This window comes from Caulobacter segnis (assembly GCF_023935105.1).
GTDB lineage: Bacteria > Pseudomonadota > Alphaproteobacteria > Caulobacterales > Caulobacteraceae > Caulobacter > Caulobacter segnis_B.
Genome location: NZ_CP096040.1, coordinates 2,845,788 through 2,861,685 on the forward strand (window position 1 = coordinate 2,845,788; position 15,898 = coordinate 2,861,685).

The 15,898-nt window shown below is 69.3% G+C and carries 14 protein-coding genes; 2 read left to right on the plus strand and 12 right to left on the minus strand.

What is annotated here, in order from left to right; all coding sequences use genetic code 11:
• Positions 1 to 15: 15 nt before the first annotated feature.
• The 3 genes from MZV50_RS13390 to MZV50_RS13400 all read right to left on the minus strand — a co-directional run bounded on the left by MZV50_RS13390 (position 16) and on the right by MZV50_RS13400 (position 5,718).
• Positions 16 to 1,545: a tryptophan halogenase family protein gene (locus tag MZV50_RS13390; protein ID WP_252629678.1), complete on the minus strand. Its 1,530-nt coding sequence runs from the start codon at positions 1,543 to 1,545 to the stop codon at positions 16 to 18.
• Positions 1,546 to 1,659: 114 nt separating this feature from the next.
• Positions 1,660 to 4,524, minus strand: a complete 2,865-nt coding sequence (locus tag MZV50_RS13395) for a TonB-dependent receptor (RefSeq protein ID WP_252629679.1) — start codon at positions 4,522 to 4,524, stop codon at positions 1,660 to 1,662.
• 153 nt (positions 4,525 to 4,677) lie between these two features.
• Positions 4,678 to 5,718, minus strand: a complete 1,041-nt coding sequence (locus MZV50_RS13400) for a LacI family DNA-binding transcriptional regulator (protein WP_252629680.1) — start codon at positions 5,716 to 5,718, stop codon at positions 4,678 to 4,680.
• Positions 5,719 to 5,913: 195 nt separating this feature from the next.
• On the opposite strand from MZV50_RS13400, the gene MZV50_RS13405 reads away from it, so the two are divergent.
• Together MZV50_RS13405 and MZV50_RS13410 are read left to right on the plus strand one after the other, a co-directional pair.
• Entirely contained in the window at positions 5,914 to 6,981 is a 1,068-nt protein-coding gene (locus MZV50_RS13405; protein ID WP_252629681.1) for an alginate lyase family protein, read from the plus strand.
• A gap of 56 nt (positions 6,982 to 7,037) precedes the next feature.
• The gene (locus MZV50_RS13410) at positions 7,038 to 7,619 is read left to right on the plus strand and encodes a DUF2939 domain-containing protein (protein WP_252629682.1); all 582 of its coding nucleotides are present in this window, start codon (positions 7,038 to 7,040) and stop codon (positions 7,617 to 7,619) included.
• Here MZV50_RS13410 and MZV50_RS13415 read toward each other — a convergent pair.
• Genes MZV50_RS13415 through cobD form a run of 9 tightly spaced genes read right to left on the minus strand, consistent with a single transcriptional unit; the run spans position 7,616 to position 15,898 of the window.
• Positions 7,616 to 8,101 (minus strand): tyrosine phosphatase family protein, encoded by a 486-nt coding sequence (locus MZV50_RS13415; RefSeq protein ID WP_252629683.1) that lies wholly within the window; start codon positions 8,099 to 8,101, stop codon positions 7,616 to 7,618. The two genes, MZV50_RS13410 and MZV50_RS13415, sit on opposite strands and share 4 nt — an antisense overlap.
• Positions 8,098 to 8,859, minus strand: coding sequence for an adenosylcobinamide-GDP ribazoletransferase (gene cobS / locus MZV50_RS13420; RefSeq protein ID WP_252629684.1), 762 nt, complete (start codon positions 8,857 to 8,859; stop codon positions 8,098 to 8,100). The genes MZV50_RS13415 and cobS overlap by 4 nt, the downstream gene beginning before the upstream one ends.
• A gap of 2 nt (positions 8,860 to 8,861) precedes the next feature.
• On the minus strand, positions 8,862 to 9,893 hold the full coding sequence (gene cobT, locus MZV50_RS13425) for a nicotinate-nucleotide--dimethylbenzimidazole phosphoribosyltransferase (protein ID WP_252629685.1): 1,032 nt from the start codon (positions 9,891 to 9,893) through the stop codon (positions 8,862 to 8,864).
• Positions 9,890 to 11,350, minus strand: coding sequence for a cobyric acid synthase (locus MZV50_RS13430; RefSeq protein ID WP_252629686.1), 1,461 nt, complete (start codon positions 11,348 to 11,350; stop codon positions 9,890 to 9,892). Before MZV50_RS13430 ends, cobT begins: the two co-directional genes overlap by 4 nt.
• Complete coding sequence (gene cbiB / locus MZV50_RS13435; RefSeq protein ID WP_252629687.1) at positions 11,338 to 12,264, minus strand: adenosylcobinamide-phosphate synthase CbiB; 927 nt, start codon at positions 12,262 to 12,264, stop codon at positions 11,338 to 11,340. Before cbiB ends, MZV50_RS13430 begins: the two co-directional genes overlap by 13 nt.
• Complete coding sequence (locus tag MZV50_RS13440; RefSeq protein WP_252629688.1) at positions 12,254 to 13,039, minus strand: ABC transporter ATP-binding protein; 786 nt, start codon at positions 13,037 to 13,039, stop codon at positions 12,254 to 12,256. The genes cbiB and MZV50_RS13440 overlap by 11 nt, the downstream gene beginning before the upstream one ends.
• Positions 13,036 to 14,040 carry a FecCD family ABC transporter permease gene (locus MZV50_RS13445; RefSeq protein ID WP_252629689.1) on the minus strand — a complete coding sequence of 335 codons (1,005 nt, stop codon included), beginning with the start codon at positions 14,038 to 14,040 and terminating at the stop codon, positions 13,036 to 13,038. Before MZV50_RS13445 ends, MZV50_RS13440 begins: the two co-directional genes overlap by 4 nt.
• On the minus strand, positions 14,037 to 14,894 hold the full coding sequence (locus tag MZV50_RS13450) for an ABC transporter substrate-binding protein (protein ID WP_252629690.1): 858 nt from the start codon (positions 14,892 to 14,894) through the stop codon (positions 14,037 to 14,039). Before MZV50_RS13450 ends, MZV50_RS13445 begins: the two co-directional genes overlap by 4 nt.
• Positions 14,891 to 15,898 carry a threonine-phosphate decarboxylase CobD gene (gene cobD, locus MZV50_RS13455; RefSeq protein ID WP_252629691.1) on the minus strand — a complete coding sequence of 336 codons (1,008 nt, stop codon included), beginning with the start codon at positions 15,896 to 15,898 and terminating at the stop codon, positions 14,891 to 14,893. The genes MZV50_RS13450 and cobD overlap by 4 nt, the downstream gene beginning before the upstream one ends.

Sequence of the window (15,898 nt, forward strand, 5' to 3'; positions counted from 1 at the left end):
TTACTCCGTATGGTCTCAGGATGCTGGAACGGGGGCCGCGGCCAGCGGTGGCGCCTGGCATGTCCGGGCCACGAACTCGGCGTGGCTGGGCATGACATTCAGGCACTTGCCGATGACCGTCTCGATGTCGCCGAGGTGGCGGGCGATGGCCTCGTCCGAGTGGACGCGCACCAGCGGGTCATAGCTTCGCGGCACGACGCCCTGGCCCAGGAACACCTGGATCCAGCTCTCTTCGGTGAAGAGCTCGTCGTCCTCACGGAAGACCCGGCCGTTGGCGCGGAAGAGGTCCATCTTCCGCTGCAGCGTGGCGGGGACCTCCATGTCGCGGCAATAGCGCCAGAAGGCGGTGTCGTCGCGCTCGGTGGCCTTGTAGTGCAGGATGATGAAGTCGCGGATGCGCTCGTATTCGAAGTCAGTCTGGCGATTGAACTCGTCGATGTTGGCCGGGTCGAAGCCGCCGTCCGGCAGCAGGCGAACCATGCGGATCACCGCCGACTGGATCAGATGCAGGCTGGTCGACTCCAGCGGCTCCATGAAGCCGCTGGCCAGGCCCACCGAGACGCAGTTCTTGTTCCAGATCTTCCGGCGCTTGCCGGTCGTGAAGCGGATGCGCAGCGGATTGGCCCGCTGGGCGCCGTCCAGGTTCGACAACAGGACGCGCTCGGCCTCGTCGTCGTCGATGTGCTTGGACGAGTAGACGTGGCCGTTACCGGTGCGGTGCTGCAGCGGGATGCGCCACTGCCAGCCGGCGTCGTGGGCGGTCGAGCGGGTATAGGGCGTGAAGTGCGCCGAGCGCTCGGTCGGCACGGCGATGGCCCTGTCGCAGGGCAGCCAGTGCGTCCAGTCCTCGTAGCCGGACTTCAGGGCCTGCTCGATGATCAGCCCGCGGAAGCCCGAGCAGTCGACGAAGAAGTCGGCGGTGATCACCTCGCCGTCGTCCATGGTCACCGACTGCACGAAGCCGTCGTCGGACCGCAGCGTCACGTCGACGATCTTGCCCTCGCGCCGCTTGACGCCGCGCGCCTGGGCATAGGTCGACAGGTGCTTGGCGTAGAGGCCCGCGTCGAAGTGGAAGGCGTGGGCGATGTGGCCGATCGGGGACTCGGCCATGTCGGCGCGGGCCCGCATAAACTTGTCGCTCAGCGCCATGGCGTTGTTGATCGACAAGGCGTTGAAGTCGCCCTCGCGACCGAGCTCGCGCATGCGCAGCCAGTACTGGTGGACGCGCAACCAGCCCAGATCCTGACCCAGCACGCCAAAGCCGTGCAGGTAGCTCTCGCCCTTGCGCCACCAGTTCCGGAACTCGATGCCCAGCTTGAACGACCCCTGCGTCTTGCGCAGGAAATCGTCCTCGTCGAGGCCGAGCAGTTCGTTGAACTTCTTGATGGCGGGGATCGTCGCCTCCCCCACGCCGACGGTCCCGATCTCCTCGGACTCGACGAGCACGATCTCGTAGAGGCCCTGGAACAGGCGCGAGCACAGGGCCGCCGTCATCCATCCGGCCGAGCCGCCGCCGGCGATCAATATTGTCTTGAGCGGTTGCAACCACCCGCCTCCCGTTGAGCCGGTAGGTCGGGGACGCCGAAGCGCCCCCGCCTCCGATTGGTTCTTGCCTGGCGAGCCTGGACGCGGGGGAGCGCGGCCAGCTCAGCCTCTTGCTTAGAACCGATAGTTCACGCCGAACAGGATCTGGCGGCCGTACTTCTCGTAGGTCTCGGGCAGCGAGCCGCCGTTGCTGGTCTTGGTGCCGCCCTTGTCGAGGCCAAGGCGCGTGCGGTACGGCGAGTCCGTCAGGTTGTTGACCTGCAGCAAGACGCCCAGGTTGTTCAGCGGGCCGTCCTGGAAGGTGTAGCCGATCTGGGCGTCGACCTGCTTGTCGGCCAGGATCTCGGTGAAGCCCCGGGTCGCGAACAGCTGCACCACCTCGCCCTTGAAGGCCGAGCGATAGCGCTGGCTGATCCGCGCCTGGAAACCGCCACGCTCGTAGTAGCCGGTGACGTTGTAGACGGTGCCCGAGAGGCCCGGGATGCGGACTTCCTGGGTCGGATCGGGATTGCTGGTCGTGTTCAGGTTCGACTTGGTCAGCGACAGGCTTCCCTGCACGCCGAAGCCCTTCAGGAGGTCGGCGAACTGGCCCAGCTCGACCGCGCCGCTGAACTCCACGCCCTTGACCACGCCGCCGTTGCCGTTCGCTGGCAGGGTCATCTGGCCGATCGGGCTGACGATGACGTTTGACGGGATCGAGGTGGCCGACGACGGCGCGGGAATGCCCGTGAAGTCGAACGTGCCACTCTGCGAATAGATATAGGTGTCGAGCTTCTTGTAGAAGCCGGCGACCGAGACATAGGTCGCGGGGCTGATATACCACTCGTAGGCTAGGTCGGCGGCCTTAGCCATCCAGGGCTTCAGGTGCGGGTTGCCGCCGCTGGCGCTCCAGGGATTGACGGTCGAGCCGGCGGCGCAACCGCCTTGCCCGCTGCAGACCAGCGAATTGAACGACGGCGTCACATTGGCGCGCATGTCGTCCATGCGCGGGCGGGCCATGGTCTTGGACAGGGCGAAGCGGAGGCGATGACCGCCGCCCAGGTCGTAGATCAGGTTCAGGCTGGGCAGGACGTCGGTGTAGTCGTCCTTGGTGCTGATCTTGGTCGGGACGATCGGCTGGCCGGCTTCGGTGCCATTGATCACGACGCCGGCGGACTCCTGCTTCTGCTTGACCACCTGCACGCCGACATTGCCGCGCAGATCGCCGGTCTGGAAGTTGGCCTTGGCGAAGAAGGTCGTGACCTCCTCGGTGATGTCCCAGTTCTTGTCGTAGTAGTTGGCGTCGAGGATCGGCGCGGAATTGTAGTACTTCTTCCACACGTCGCCGATCTTGACGCTGAGCACGTCGCCAAAGCCGGCGAAGCCCAGATTGGTCGGGTCGACCAGGTCGGCGGCGTCGACATAGACCTGCTGGCGACCGTTCTTCAGGAACAGATCGTTGTCTGAAACGGTCTTGCCCTTGTCTCGCTTGGTGAAGTTTACGCCGGCCGAAAGCTGGGAGATGAAGCCGTCCATCTCGTGCTCGAGCCGGATGTCGACCGCCTTGACGTCCTCCTTGACGTGCGGGAAGCGGATCGCGCCGTCGTGACCCCAACCGCCCCAGGGGGCGCGGTCGCCCAGCGTGACCTTGCTGGCGTCGGCGTAGTTCAGGCCCTCGTCATATTGCGAGAAGCCGTTGTCGGCGACTTGGAAGCCGATGGTGTCATAGGTGCGGCCCACGTCCGGCGTGGCTGGGGTGACGCCGCCGACGCCGCGGCCGTAGCCCGCGTACGTCTCCATGATCTGTTCCTTCCGCTTGTTCGACGAATAGGACAGGTCGGCGACCAGCCTGGTCTTTTCGGACAGCTGGAACTCATTGTTGAAGCCGGCCGAGAACAGCTGGTCCTGGCGGGTGTTGAAGTCGTTCCGGATGATCGGGACGCCGTGGTTCAGCGTGCCGCCGGTGGCGAACTTCGAGCCGCCCAACTGCTCGGTGGTGACGTTCGAATAGGTGACGCCGTCGGCATAGGGGTTGGAGAACCACTGGGCGCCGCGCGTCGTCTCCTTCTGCTTGAAGGTCGAGTAGTACAGGTCCAGCGTCGAATGGATCTTGTCGTTCGGCCGGTATTCGAAGATGCCGATCACCGCGTCGCGCTTGTTGTTTCGCGAGACCGCCATGATCTCCTGGCCGTTCAACATCAGCGCGCCGTCGGCGCTGTCCGGAGAAGTCGATTCAGCCGGGAACGCCTCGTAGCCATAGGCCTTGTAGCGCTTCACCTGCGACGGCGAATCCAGGTGGGCGTAGCCCAGGGCCACACCGATCGTGCCGTCGGCGAACTGGTCGATGTAGCTGGCGCTGAAGCGGCCGCCGACGTTGTGGGAGTCGTCGTTCAACTTCTTGCCGGCGGTCTTCTCGCCGCGCAGGTTCAGCGCCAGGGCGCGCTTGCCATAGGCCAGCGGGCGCACGGTGCGCAGGTCGGCGGTGCCCGACAGGCCCATGCCCGAGACCTGGGCGTCCGGCGTCTTGTAGATCACGACGCTGGACAGCAGTTCCGACGGATACTGGTCGAACTCGACGGCGCGGTTGTCGCCCGAGCTGGCCTGCTGACGGCCGTTCAGCAGCGTGGTGGTGAAGTCGGGCGCCAGGCCGCGGATCGAGATCACCTGGGCGCGGCCGTTGACGCGCTGGGCGGCCAGGCCCGGCAGGCGGGCGATCGACTCGGCGATCGAGACGTCCGGCAGCTTGCCGATGTCCTCGGCCGAGACAGCCTCGACGATCGAGGTCTCGTTCTTCTTGATGTTGATGGAGTTCTGGATGCCGGCGCGGATGCCCGTCACCACGATGGCCTCAACGGTGTCGTCCTCGGCTTTCGGCGTCGGGGCGGCTGACTGCGCCCAGGCCGCGCCCGGCCCGGCGATGGCCAGGGTGATCGCGGCGGCTGAGGCCGTGGCGTAGAATCGCTGGATGGACGGACGCGCGCCGCTCGTGCGGTTTCGCATAGGCTCTCCCCTCTGAACCCGCCCTCTGAGCAAGGCGGCTCTTGTTCTTGTTCCAGTCAGCTTAGCTGTGGAAGCGCTTCCATGGAAGCGCTTCCAATTGCTCCTGACACGACAACGTTGTCAAGGCGGAAACAAAGCTGACCTTGTGAAAGACTAGCGCGCCGTCGTGGTCTGACGCGATACGACCGCGTGCTCGAGCTGCTCGAAGACCGGCTCGGGCCGAACGTTCGCGCCGGTCAGGCGCGCCACCAGCAGCTCGACGGCGCGCTGGCCCAGCACCTTGACGGGCTGGTGGACGGTGGTCAGTGGGGGCCAGACGATGGCGGCGACGGGGGCGTCGTCGAAGCCGGTGATCGACAGGTCGGCGGGGATGTTCAGGCCCCGCGCGTGGGCGGCCGACAGCACGCCGGCGGCCATGTCGTCATTGGCGCAGACCAGCGCCGTCGGCTTCAGCGCATGGTCCAGAAGCCGCGACGCCAGGTGGGTCCCGGACCGGAAGGTGAAGTCGCCGCGCAGAATCACGCAGTCACCCTCCCCCAGCCCCTGTTCGGCCAGGGCGCGCTGGAAACCCTTTAGGCGCCGATCGGCCGACAGGTGGCCTTCCAGGCCGGCGATGAAGCCGAACCGGCGGTGGCCCAGACGCAGCAGCTCGCGGGTGACGTCGTAGCCCCCGGCCTCGTCGTCGACCCCGACCCCGTCGGCCTTGCCCTTGCCGGGACCGCCCGGCGAGACGGTCACGACCTTGCAGCCCTGGGCCAGGACGGCCTCGATCAGGGCGACGTCGTCGCTGTAGGGCGGCGACAGGATCAGGCCTTCGCAGCGCTGGGTGGTGATCAGGTCCAGCACCCGCTTGTGGCTGTCGGGCGTCTGTTCGGGCACGTTCTGGACCAGCACCTGATAGCCCAGCGCCAGGCAGGCGCGTAGCGCGCCCAGCTCCAAGGCGGACTCGTAATACGAGTTGGGATCGTTCTCCGGATCCGAGGCGAAGACGAAGGCCAGCAGCCGGCTGGCGCCGCCCGCCAGGCTGCGGGCCTGGGGATTGACCTTGTAATCCAGCTGTTCGACCGCCTGCATGACGCGGGCGCGAACTTCGTCGCGGACATTGGGACCGCCGTTGAGCACCCGAGACACCGTCACGCGCGCCACGCCCGACAGTCGGGCGACGTCGTCGATGGTGGGTCTCTTGCTCGTCAAATCAGGCTCCCTCGAACCGGCCGGAAGATGGTCAGGAAAACGCCGCAACACAAGCGGTTCAACCGGAGCGATCTAATCTGGTCCGACCGATCAATCCATATTGGCATGACCAATAATTGACAATCTCGCGTATTGGCCAGATATCTTTCATCAAAGCGCTCGCGATAGGCGAGCAAAAAGCCCGGGGAGATCGCCTTGAAGACCGTCTGGCTGGCCGCCTGCGCCCTGACCTCAGCCGCGACCGCCGCGCATGCCGCCGACTACGCCCTGCTGGGACCGTCGTTTGGCAAGGGGCCTGTCACGCCCGCGCTGTCCGAGGCGGTGATCTCTCGCGCTATGGCGACCCCGGACCGCCCGCCGGGCGCGATTCCCCACGCGCACACCGAAGGCACCCTGCCCGGCAAGGGCATTCGCGAAATCAGCCTTAAGGCCCGCGAGGATCAGCCCATCGTACTGAACTTCGCCATCGCCTATCGCCTGACCGGCGATCGTCGGTTCCTCGACGCCGCCGGCCGCTATCTGGAGAACTGGGCCGACATCTACCAGTTCTCGTTCAACCCGATCGACGAGACGGGCTTCGACACGCTGCTGATGGCCTACGACCTGACCGAGGACGACCTCCCCGCCCCCGTTCGCGCCAAGGTCGATGCGTTCTGGCGCAAGATGGCGGTCGGTTATCTCGACGCCATCGACGCTGGGCCCCGGAACGCCAACACCAACTGGCAGAGCCATCGGGTCAAGCTGGCGACCATGGCCGCGTTCCAGACCGGCGACACGGCGATCATCGACCGGGCCCGTGAGGCCTACCGTAGGCAGATCGCCGCCAACCTGCTGCCAGACGGCAGCATGTTCGACTTCCACGAGCGCGACGCCCTGCACTACGTCACCTACAATCTGGATCCGCTGATGATGGCCGCGCTTTCGGCCCGGGCGCATGGCCTGGACTGGTTCGGCTGGAAGAGCCCGGCGGGCGCCAGCCTGCCCCACTCCCTCGACTGGCTGGCCGCCTATGCGCGGGGCGACAAGACCCATATCGAGTTCGCCAACTCAAAGATCCAGTTCGACCGCGACCGCGCCGCCGCCGGTCAGAAGGAGTACGCCCCGCACCCGTGGGACGTCGGCAACGGCGTCTCGACCTACAGCCTGGCCAGCCTGCTGGACGCCCGATACCTGCCGCTGCGCGACGACCTGGTGAAGCGCACCGGCAAGCGCCCACCCGTCTGGACCGAGATCCAGCGCGCTTCGCAGAGCCCGGCGCGTTGAACCGGTTCGGTTGACCCGGGTTCTCCCGTCTGACCCAATCGAGGCGGGAGAACCTGATGACTCGCAACAACCGTATCCTGGTCGGCGCCGGCGTGGTGCTCGCCGCCCTCCTGATCGCCGCCTATTTCGTCTCGCCGATTATCGCCCTGCACGGACTGACGACGGCGGCGAAGGCCGGCGATCGCGCCAAGCTGGAACGCGGCATCGATTTTCCCGCCGTCCGCGAGAGCCTGAAGTCTCAGCTCAAGACCGTGATGACCAAGTCCATCGCCGCGGATCCCAAGCTGCGCGACAACCCGTTCGCGGCGCTGGGCCAGATGCTGCTGGTCGGCGTGATCGACAAGGCCGTGGACGCCTACGCCACGCCGGACGCCATCGCCGAGATGGTCGCCACCAACAAGGCGCCGGAACATATCTCGACCGACGCGCCGCCGCCGATCGAGCAACCCAAGCCCGAGCCCAAGGCCAAGTCGACGACTGAAGCGCACTACGCTTACGACGGGCTGAACCACTTCCGCGCGACCTATCGCGACAAGACCGACAAGCCCGGCGACGAACTGGGCCTGGTCATGGAGCGGCGGGGCCTGTTCACCTGGAAGCTGGTCAAGATCGAGCTGCCGCCGAACCTCGGCCACTAGTCCAGGCGCCAGTCGATCATCGTCCCTTCGCAGGCGTCGACGCCCCGGCCGATGTCGGCGATCGCCGCGCGCATCGCGCCATCACGTGCCAGCGCCGCGTCCGCTAGCGCTACCATCAGGGCGTTCGGCGTGGCCTCGGGGCAGACCGCGCGCAGGTGCTTCGCCAGACTTGCTTCTCGCCCGGGCGGCCGGACCGCGCAGGCCAGGATATAGGCCGCCGCCGTCGAGCGGCTGACGCCGGCGTGGCAGTGGATCAGCAGGGTCGCCGTTCCCGCGAGCGCCAGGATCGCGGCGACATCCGCCGCCGACGGCGCCACCAGGCCGGCGCGCGGCTCGACGATGTCGTTGAACCGCAGCAGCGTGCGCGGGGCGGCGATCGATGGCGCATCGGCGTCCGGCGAGAGCAGGGTCAGGACATGGTCGACCGATGCGCGGGCCAGCAGGCGGTCGACGGCGGTGATCGGGCCGACCAGCAGTCTCATACCAGCGCCGCCACGCCCAGCAGGAAGCCCAGTTCGAACACCTGCTCGATCGCGCCCAGCACGTCGCCGGTGTGGCCGCCGATAAGGCGCTTGGCCAAGCTCGCCATGAGGATCGCCAGGAGCGCGCCGCCCGCCACGCCGGCCAGGGCCGCGCCCGCCGGCAGCAGCGCCAGCGGCCAGGCGGCGATCAGCACCGCCATGACGATCTCGCCCAGGCCTACGCCCCGGGGCACGGGTTTCCACTTGCCCGCCTCGCCCTCGGGCGCGTAGGGCGTCGCCCGCATGGCCACGACGGCGGCGGCGCGACCCAGGCCGTGAGCGGCCAGCAGGGCGACGGCGGCGGTCGGGACCGACGTCGAGGCCAGCACCGAGCCCTTTGTCGCCAGGCACAGCACCAGCGCGCAGACCCCATAGGTCCCGACCCGGCTGTCCTTCATGATCTCCAGGCGTCGCGCGGGCGTCTGCCCGCCGCCCAGCCCGTCGGCGGTGTCGGCCAGGCCGTCCTCATGGAACGCTCCGGTGATCAACAGGCCGACCGCAATGGCCAGCATCGCCGCCACCGCGCCGCCCCACACGCGCTCGGCCCCGACCAGCACCATGGCGCTGACCAGGCCGACGCCCTGTCCGACCAGAGGAAAGTACCGCGCCGAGCGGGTGATCCAGTCGGGTTTGAAGTTCGCCAGGTTCGGCGTCGGAACGCGCGTCAGGAACTGCACGGCGCACAGCAGCAGCCGGACCTGATGGCGCGCCCAGGTCATGGTCACAGGCGACCGCTCATGACGTCGTCCAGGCTGGCGACGTCGCTCAGCAATCGCGACGCCGCGCGCACGATCGGCAGGGCCAGCAGCGCGCCGGTCCCCTCGCCCAGGCGCAGGTCCAACTGCAGCAGCGGTGAGGCGTCCAGCGCCTGCAGCATCCCTTGATGCCCGCGTTCGGCCGACTGGTGGCAGAATACGCAGTAGGCCTTGGCCGCCGGGTTCAGCCGGATCGCCGCCAGGGCCGCCGCCGTGACGATGAAGCCGTCGATCAGCACCGGAACCCGCGCCGAGGCCGCGCCAAGCACCGCCCCGGCCATCATCGTGATCTCCAGGCCGCCGAACTGCGCCAGGACAGCCTCGGGCGCCGTGGCGTCGGTTCGAGCCGCCGCTCGCTCCAGCGTCGCCAGCTTGAGGGCCAGGCCCGCGTCGTCGTGTCCCGTTCCGCGCCCGACGCAATCCGCCAGCGGCGCCGGGGCCAGCCGGTGCATGACCAGAGCGGCCGAGGCGGTGTTGCCGATACCCATCTCACCCAGCGCCAAGATCTCGAAACCCTCGGCGACCGCCTCCCGGGCGACCTGCGCGCCACGCTCCAGCGCCTCGCCGATCTCGTCGGGCGTCAGGGCCGGCTCGACGGCGGCGTTGCGGGTCCCGCGCCGAACCTTCTCGTCGCGCAAGGCCGGATGCGCCGGCAGGTCGGCGTCGACCCCGGCGTCGACCACCCGCAGCTCGGCGCCGACCGCGCCGGCGAAGGCGTTGGCGCTGGCCTTGCCGGCCAGGAAGGTGGCGACCATGGCCTGGGTGACGCTGGCCGGATAGGCCGACACCCCCTCTGCGGTCAGGCCGTGATCCCCGGCGAAGACCAGCAGCAAGGCCTTGTCGAAGGCCGGTGGCGGTCCACCCGCGATCAGGCCCAGTTGGACCGCGAGATCCTCCACCCGTCCCAAGGCGCCGGGCGGCTTGGCCTTGCCGTCGAGCAGCGCGCGCCACGCCGCCGCGCCGGCCGTGTCGACCGGGGTCACAGGGGGAAGGTTCATCGTGAGGACTCCAGGCCCGCCAGACGCATGAGGGCGGGAATGTCGAAGGATTGCTCCAGGACGCCGGCGATCTCGTCCAGCGCCCGGTCGATGCGGACCGCCTGGTCCAGGCCGTCGGACGCCGCGCCAAGCTCGGACAGCAGCTCGGCCCGCGCCTCGGCCAGATCGAACAAGCCGTGGACGTAACAGCCCTTGACGCGGCCATCGGCCGACAGGGCGCCGTCGGTCCCGCCGTCGTCGAAGGCCAGCATCGGCGCGACGAGACCACCCGTTCGCCCGACATGCATCTCGTAGCCCTCGAACCGCGCACCGCCCGGCAGGTGGCCCGCGACGGGGCGCAGGGTCTTGTCGCCGGTCATCACCGTCTCGACGTCCAGCAGGCCCAGCCCCTGGATCGAGTCCGGCGCGCCCTCGACGCCGTCGGGATCCGAGAGCCGCCGGCCCAGCATCTGATAGCCGCCGCATACGCCCAGCACCCGTCCGCCCCGTCGTACGTGGGCCATCAGGTCGATGTCCCACCCCTGGACGCGCAGGAAGGCCAGGTCCGCCAGGGTCGCCTTGGTCCCGGGCAGGATGACGAGGTCGGCGTCGCCGGGCAGCGGCGTCCCGGGCGGAACGAAGGCGAACGCGACTTCGGGCTCGGCGCGCAGGGCGTCGAACTCGTCGAAATTGGCGATGCGCGACAACATCGGCACGACGATACGGATCTTGCGTCGGTCCGCCCCGGCGGCGTGGTCCAGCACCACGGCGTCCTCGGCCGGCAAGCGTCGCGCCGCCGCCAGCCACGGCGCCATGCCCAGATCCGCCCAGCCCGTGCGGCGAACGATCTCGGCGCGGCCATCCTGGAACAGGCTGGGATCACCGCGGAACTTGTTGATCACAAAGCCTCGGATCATGGCGCGGTCGTCGTCATCGAGCACGGCGTGGGCGCCGACCAGGGCGGCGATCACGTGGCCCCTATCGATGTCGCCGACCAGCACGACCGGCGTGTCCGTGGCCAGAGCGAAACCCATGTTGGCGATGTCGCCGGCGCGCAGGTTGATCTCGGCCGGGCTGCCGGCGCCCTCGACGATGACGAGGTCGCTCTGCGCCTCCAGGCGGCGGAAGCTCTCGACGACGGTGTCCAGCAGCGCGGCCTTGCGCTCCTGATAGCCCCGCGCCTTCCAGGTCCCGGCCATCTTGCCACGCACCACCAGCTGGGCGCCGACATCGCTCTGGGGTTTCAGCAGCACCGGGTTCATGTCGACGGTCGGGGCCACGCGACAGGCGATGGCCTGCAGCGCCTGGGCGCGGCCGATCTCGCCGCCGTCGGCGGTGACGGCGGCGTTGTTGGACATGTTCTGCGGCTTGAACGGTCGGACCGTCAGGCCGCGATTGGCGAACAGCCGGCACAGCCCGGCCACCAGCACCGACTTGCCGACGTCCGAGCCGCACCCCTGGATCATCAATGCGGCCATGCGAATCCCCCCACGGCCAGCATCAGCCAGAGCATCCCGCAGGCAAGCCGATAGACCTTCAAGGCGCGCCTCAGGTCCGCCGCCACAGTCGCCCTACCCTCGCCCAGGATCGGACGCTCCGACGGCGCGCCGTCGTACCAGGCCAAGCCGCCCAGCCTGACGCCCAGCGCGCCGGCCATCGCCGCTTCGGGCCAGCCGGCGTTGGGCGAGGCGTGCTTGCGGGCGTCGCGCAGCATGATCCGCCACCCGCCCTTCCCGGCCAGAGCGACGAGAACGCCCGCCAGACGGGCCGGAATCCAGTTGAGCACGTCGTCGAACCGCGCCGAGGCCCAGCCGAACGATCGCCACCGGGGCTCGCGATGGCCGATCAGGCTGTCGGCGGTGTTGACCGCCTTGTAGACGAACAGGCCCGGCAAGCCGCCGATCACGAACCAGAACAGCGGCGCGACCACGCCGTCGTTGAAGCTCTCGGCCAGGCTCTCGATCGCCGCGGCGGCGACCCCGCCCTCGTCGAGCCGCTCGACGTCGCGGCCGACGATCTTGCCGACGGCCAGCCGTGCGGCGTCCAGGTCGCCGGCGTTCAGTGGCTTGGCCACCGCGCGGACGTGGTCCCACAGGCTGTGCTGCGCCAGGCCCAACCCGCCGACAGCGACGACGGCCCAGGGACCGCCGTACCGGGTGATCAGCCATCCCGCCGCGCCGCTGGCCGCGACGACCGTCATCAGGGTCATCACCCCGAACACGCGCCGCAGCGCCTCGCCGAAGGCCGCCTGGTTCAGCATCTGCTCGAGGGCCGAGATCAGCGCCCCGATCCAGGCCACGGGATGCGGGACGCGCCGATGCAGCGCCTCCGGATAGCCGACGGCGGCTTCCAGGGCGGCGGCGGCCAGCACGATCCAGGGACTAGCCGACACGGCCCAGGACTTCGATCAGCGGGCCGATCTCGCCGGCGTGGCGACGGATCAGGACGCCGTAGACGTCCGACAGGATCTCGGGCGTCAAGGCGATCTCCGGCGCGGCGTCGGCGATCAGTTGACCGTCGCTGAGCACCAGCACCCGGTCGGCGAAGCGCGCGGCCAGGTTCAGGTCGTGCAGGGTGACGATCACGCCCTTGCCTTGGTCATGCGCCATCCGGCGGAACAGGGCCAGGGCGTCCAGGGCATGGCCTGGGTCCAGGCCGGTCAGCGGCTCATCGGCCAACAGCCAGTCGGTCTCGCCGGCCAGGGCGCGGGCGATCAGGGCGCGGGCCCGCTCGCCGCCGGACATCCGGGTGACGGGGCGATCGGCGAAGGCCTCCAGACTGGCCGCGGCGATGGCGGCGTCGATCACCGTCCGATCGCCGTCGCTGGGACCGAAGGCGCCCAGATGCGGCGTGCGTCCCAGGCCGACGAAGGCGCGGACGTCGACATCCCAGGCGATCTCGGGCGTCTGAGCCAGGAAGGCGAGGCGTCGCGCCCGTGTCCGGCCGGGCAAGGCCGCGATCGGCGCTCCGTCCAGGAGGGCCGCGCCGGCGTCCGACTTCAGCAGGCCCGCCAGGCAGGCCAGCAGGGTCGACTTGCCCGCGCCGTTGGGGCCGACGATGGCGATCACCTGCCCCCTGTCGAACCGGGCGGAGATTCCACGCAGGATCGGGCGATCGCCGAAGCGCAACGCGATGGCGTCCGCGCGCAGGCCTTGTTCGGTGCTCACGCCAGCCTCCGTCGCATCGAGATCAGCATGGCCAGGAAGAACGGACCACCCAGCGCGGCCATGGCGACGCTGAGCTTGATCTCGCTGGCCGCCGGGGTCATCCGCACCAGGATGTCGGCGCCCAGGGTCAGGGCCGCGCCGCCCAGGAACGACGGCAGCAGCACCGCGCTCGACCTGGAGCCCAGCAGCGGCCGCAGCAGGTGGGGGGTGATCAGGCCGACGAAGCTGATGACGCCGGTCACCGCCACGCTGGACCCGACCGCCACGGCGACACCGACGGCCATCAACAGGCGGGTCCGCGACAGATCCACGCCCAGCGACTTGGCGCCCTGCTCGCCCAGGGTCAGGGCGTCCAGCGATCGGCCCAGGGTCAAGAGCAGCAGCCCGCCGGCGATCACGCCCGGCGCGGCCAGCTTGACCTCCTCGACGCTGCGGTCGGCCAGCGAGCCCATCACCCAGTTGACGATCTCGTTCACCGCCCAGGGATTGGGGGCCAGGTTGAGGGCCAGGGCGATGGCCGCTCCGCACACGGTCTGGATGACGAAGCCGGCCAGGAGGAATGTGACGATGCTGGAGGTGACGCCGGCCAGGCTGAGCAGCAGAGCGACGCCGGCCCCGGCGCCGACCATGGCCGCCAGCGGCAGGATCCAGTGCGCCTCGCCCGCCGCGCCGAGATAAAGGGTCAGCACCGCCCCCAGCGCCGCCGAGGTCGAGACGCCCAAGGCGGCGGGATCGGCCAGCGGGTTGCGGGTGTAGCCCTGCAGCGCCGCCCCGGAGAGACCGAGCGCGCCGCCGACCAGGATCGCCAGGATCGTGCGCGGCAGGCGCAGGCCAAAGACGATGGCCCAGCGTGGATCCTGGCCGTGCGAGACCCAGGCGCTCCAGGGCGTCCAGACCCGGCCGGCGCACAGGCTGACGCCGAACAGGACCACCAGCAGCGCCACGAGGACGCCCATGATCATCCAGGCGGACTTTGGTCCGGGGATCTGATGGGGCTTCATGCGCCCTCCTTCAGCGCCTGGGCGCGGGCCTTGGCCATGGCGGCGGCGGTCTCGATCAGCACCGGGCCGCCGCAGTAGAGAAGCTTTTCAGGCACGCGCACCTGGCGCATCCGGCCCGCGATCGTCTTGAGCGCCGGATGGGTCATCACCCGGTCGGCCCAGCTGCGCGCGCCGGGCGCCGGCGCGCCGACCAACAGCACCTGGGGCGGATCGGCCAGCAGCCGCTCCAGCGGGACATTGCCCCAGGTCTTCAGGCCGAAGCGCCGGGCGACATTGTCGAAACCGGCACGATCCATCATCTCGTCGACCAGGGTGCCCGGACCGGCCGCGAAACCGTTGGGCTGGTAGATCAGGGCGCTCAACCGGCGCGCGCCTGGCGCGGGCGTCGCCGCGGCGATCGCCGCCTGGATCCGCCCGACCAGGGCCTCGCCCCGGTCGGGATGGCCGATCAGCTTGGCCAGCTTGCGGACCTGGGCCAGGCTCTCGTCGACCGACTTGGGGACCTTGAAGCGCTGCACCGGGACGTCCAGGCGTTTGAGGGCGTTGCGGGTGGCCAGCGCCGAGTGCTGGCTGGCCAGGACCAGGTCGGGGCGCAGCGCGATGACCTCCTCGGCGCTTTCCCAGGTGAACGGCAAGGTCCGGGCCTGGGCGGCGACGGTCGAGCCGTGCTCCTCGCGGGCGTAGTGGCTGAGGGCGGCGATCTGGCCGCGATCGGCCAGGTGGACCAGCATCGCGTCCAGACAGCTGTTCAGCGACACGATCCGGCTCGGGACGAGGTTGGACGCGATAGCGGGCGCTCCGGCCGCCGCCAGCGCCAGGGCCCCGCCGACAATCTCGCGACGATTGGCGCTCATGACCGCACCGCCTGAAGCGCTTGCTCGAAGCGATTGAAATCCTTACGGGAAGGCAAGCCGAGACGAAGCCGGTTGGAATGGTCGGCGAACGGTCGCGTCAGCACGCCCTGCCCGCACAGCCGCGCGAACAGGTCATGGGCGTCGGCGACCTCGACCAGGCGGAAGAGATCGCAACCGCCCAGCACCTTCAGTCCGGCTCGCGCCAGGACCGCGTCGACCCGCGCCGCCTGATCGGCCAGCCAGTCGCGAGCCGAGGTCCGCCAGGCGACGTCGGCATAAGCGCCAAGTCCCAGCGCCAGGGCGTCGGCGCTGATCGGCCAATCGCCCAGTCGTGCGCGAAGATCCCCAACGAACCCATTGTTTCCGATGGCGAAACCCAGGCGCGCTCCGGGCAGGCCATAGAATTTTCCGAACGAGCGAAGCGTCACCAGCCGGTCGATCTCGAGGTCCGCCACGCTGAGTTCGGGGGCGACCTCGACGAAGGACTCGTCGACGATCGTCCATCGTCCCCGATCCGACCGCTCGGCCGCCAAATCCGCCAGGGCCTCCCGCGAGATCCGGCGGCCGTCGGGATTGTTGGGATTGACCACGACCAGCACGTCGGCGGCCCTGCCCCTCGGATCGTCCAGCTCCGCGACCAGGCTCGCTTTCGCCCAGGCTTCGACGTGTCCTCCGTAGAGCGGCGCCAGCAGCGCGGCCGATGCGCCGCCAAGCAGGCCCGGCAGCAGCCGCAGGGCCGCTTCCGCGCCCGAGACCGCGACGACGCGCCCCGGATCGGCCACGCCGAACGCGCGCGCCGCCGCGGCTTCCAGATCCGCCAGGTCCCGCGGATCGGGCAGCCGCGTCAGGGCGTCCGCCGGCGCCCTCGGCCCCGGCCACGGCTCGGGATTGATCCCGGTCGACAGGTCGAGCCAAGGACCTGGCGCGTCCGGATAGGCGGCCATCGCCTCGCGGAGACGGCCGCCGTGCCGGAAGGCGCCGATGGTGGAAATCGACGCCGTCAT

Excerpts from the sequence above, each read along its gene's own strand:
- MZV50_RS13395 (WP_252629679.1), bottom strand. The coding sequence starts at position 4,524 with ATGCGAAACCGCACGAGCGGCGCGCGTCCGTCCATCCAGCGATTCTAC.
- MZV50_RS13410 (WP_252629682.1), top strand. The coding sequence starts at position 7,038 with ATGACTCGCAACAACCGTATCCTGGTCGGCGCCGGCGTGGTGCTCGCC.
- MZV50_RS13415 (WP_252629683.1), bottom strand. The coding sequence starts at position 8,101 with ATGAGACTGCTGGTCGGCCCGATCACCGCCGTCGACCGCCTGCTGGCC.
- cobS (WP_252629684.1), bottom strand. The coding sequence starts at position 8,859 with ATGACCTGGGCGCGCCATCAGGTCCGGCTGCTGCTGTGCGCCGTGCAG.
- cobT (WP_252629685.1), bottom strand. The coding sequence starts at position 9,893 with ATGAACCTTCCCCCTGTGACCCCGGTCGACACGGCCGGCGCGGCGGCG.
- MZV50_RS13430 (WP_252629686.1), bottom strand. The coding sequence starts at position 11,350 with ATGGCCGCATTGATGATCCAGGGGTGCGGCTCGGACGTCGGCAAGTCG.
- MZV50_RS13445 (WP_252629689.1), bottom strand. The coding sequence starts at position 14,040 with ATGAAGCCCCATCAGATCCCCGGACCAAAGTCCGCCTGGATGATCATG.
- MZV50_RS13450 (WP_252629690.1), bottom strand. The coding sequence starts at position 14,894 with ATGAGCGCCAATCGTCGCGAGATTGTCGGCGGGGCCCTGGCGCTGGCG.
- cobD (WP_252629691.1), bottom strand. The coding sequence starts at position 15,898 with ATGACGGCGTCGATTTCCACCATCGGCGCCTTCCGGCACGGCGGCCGT.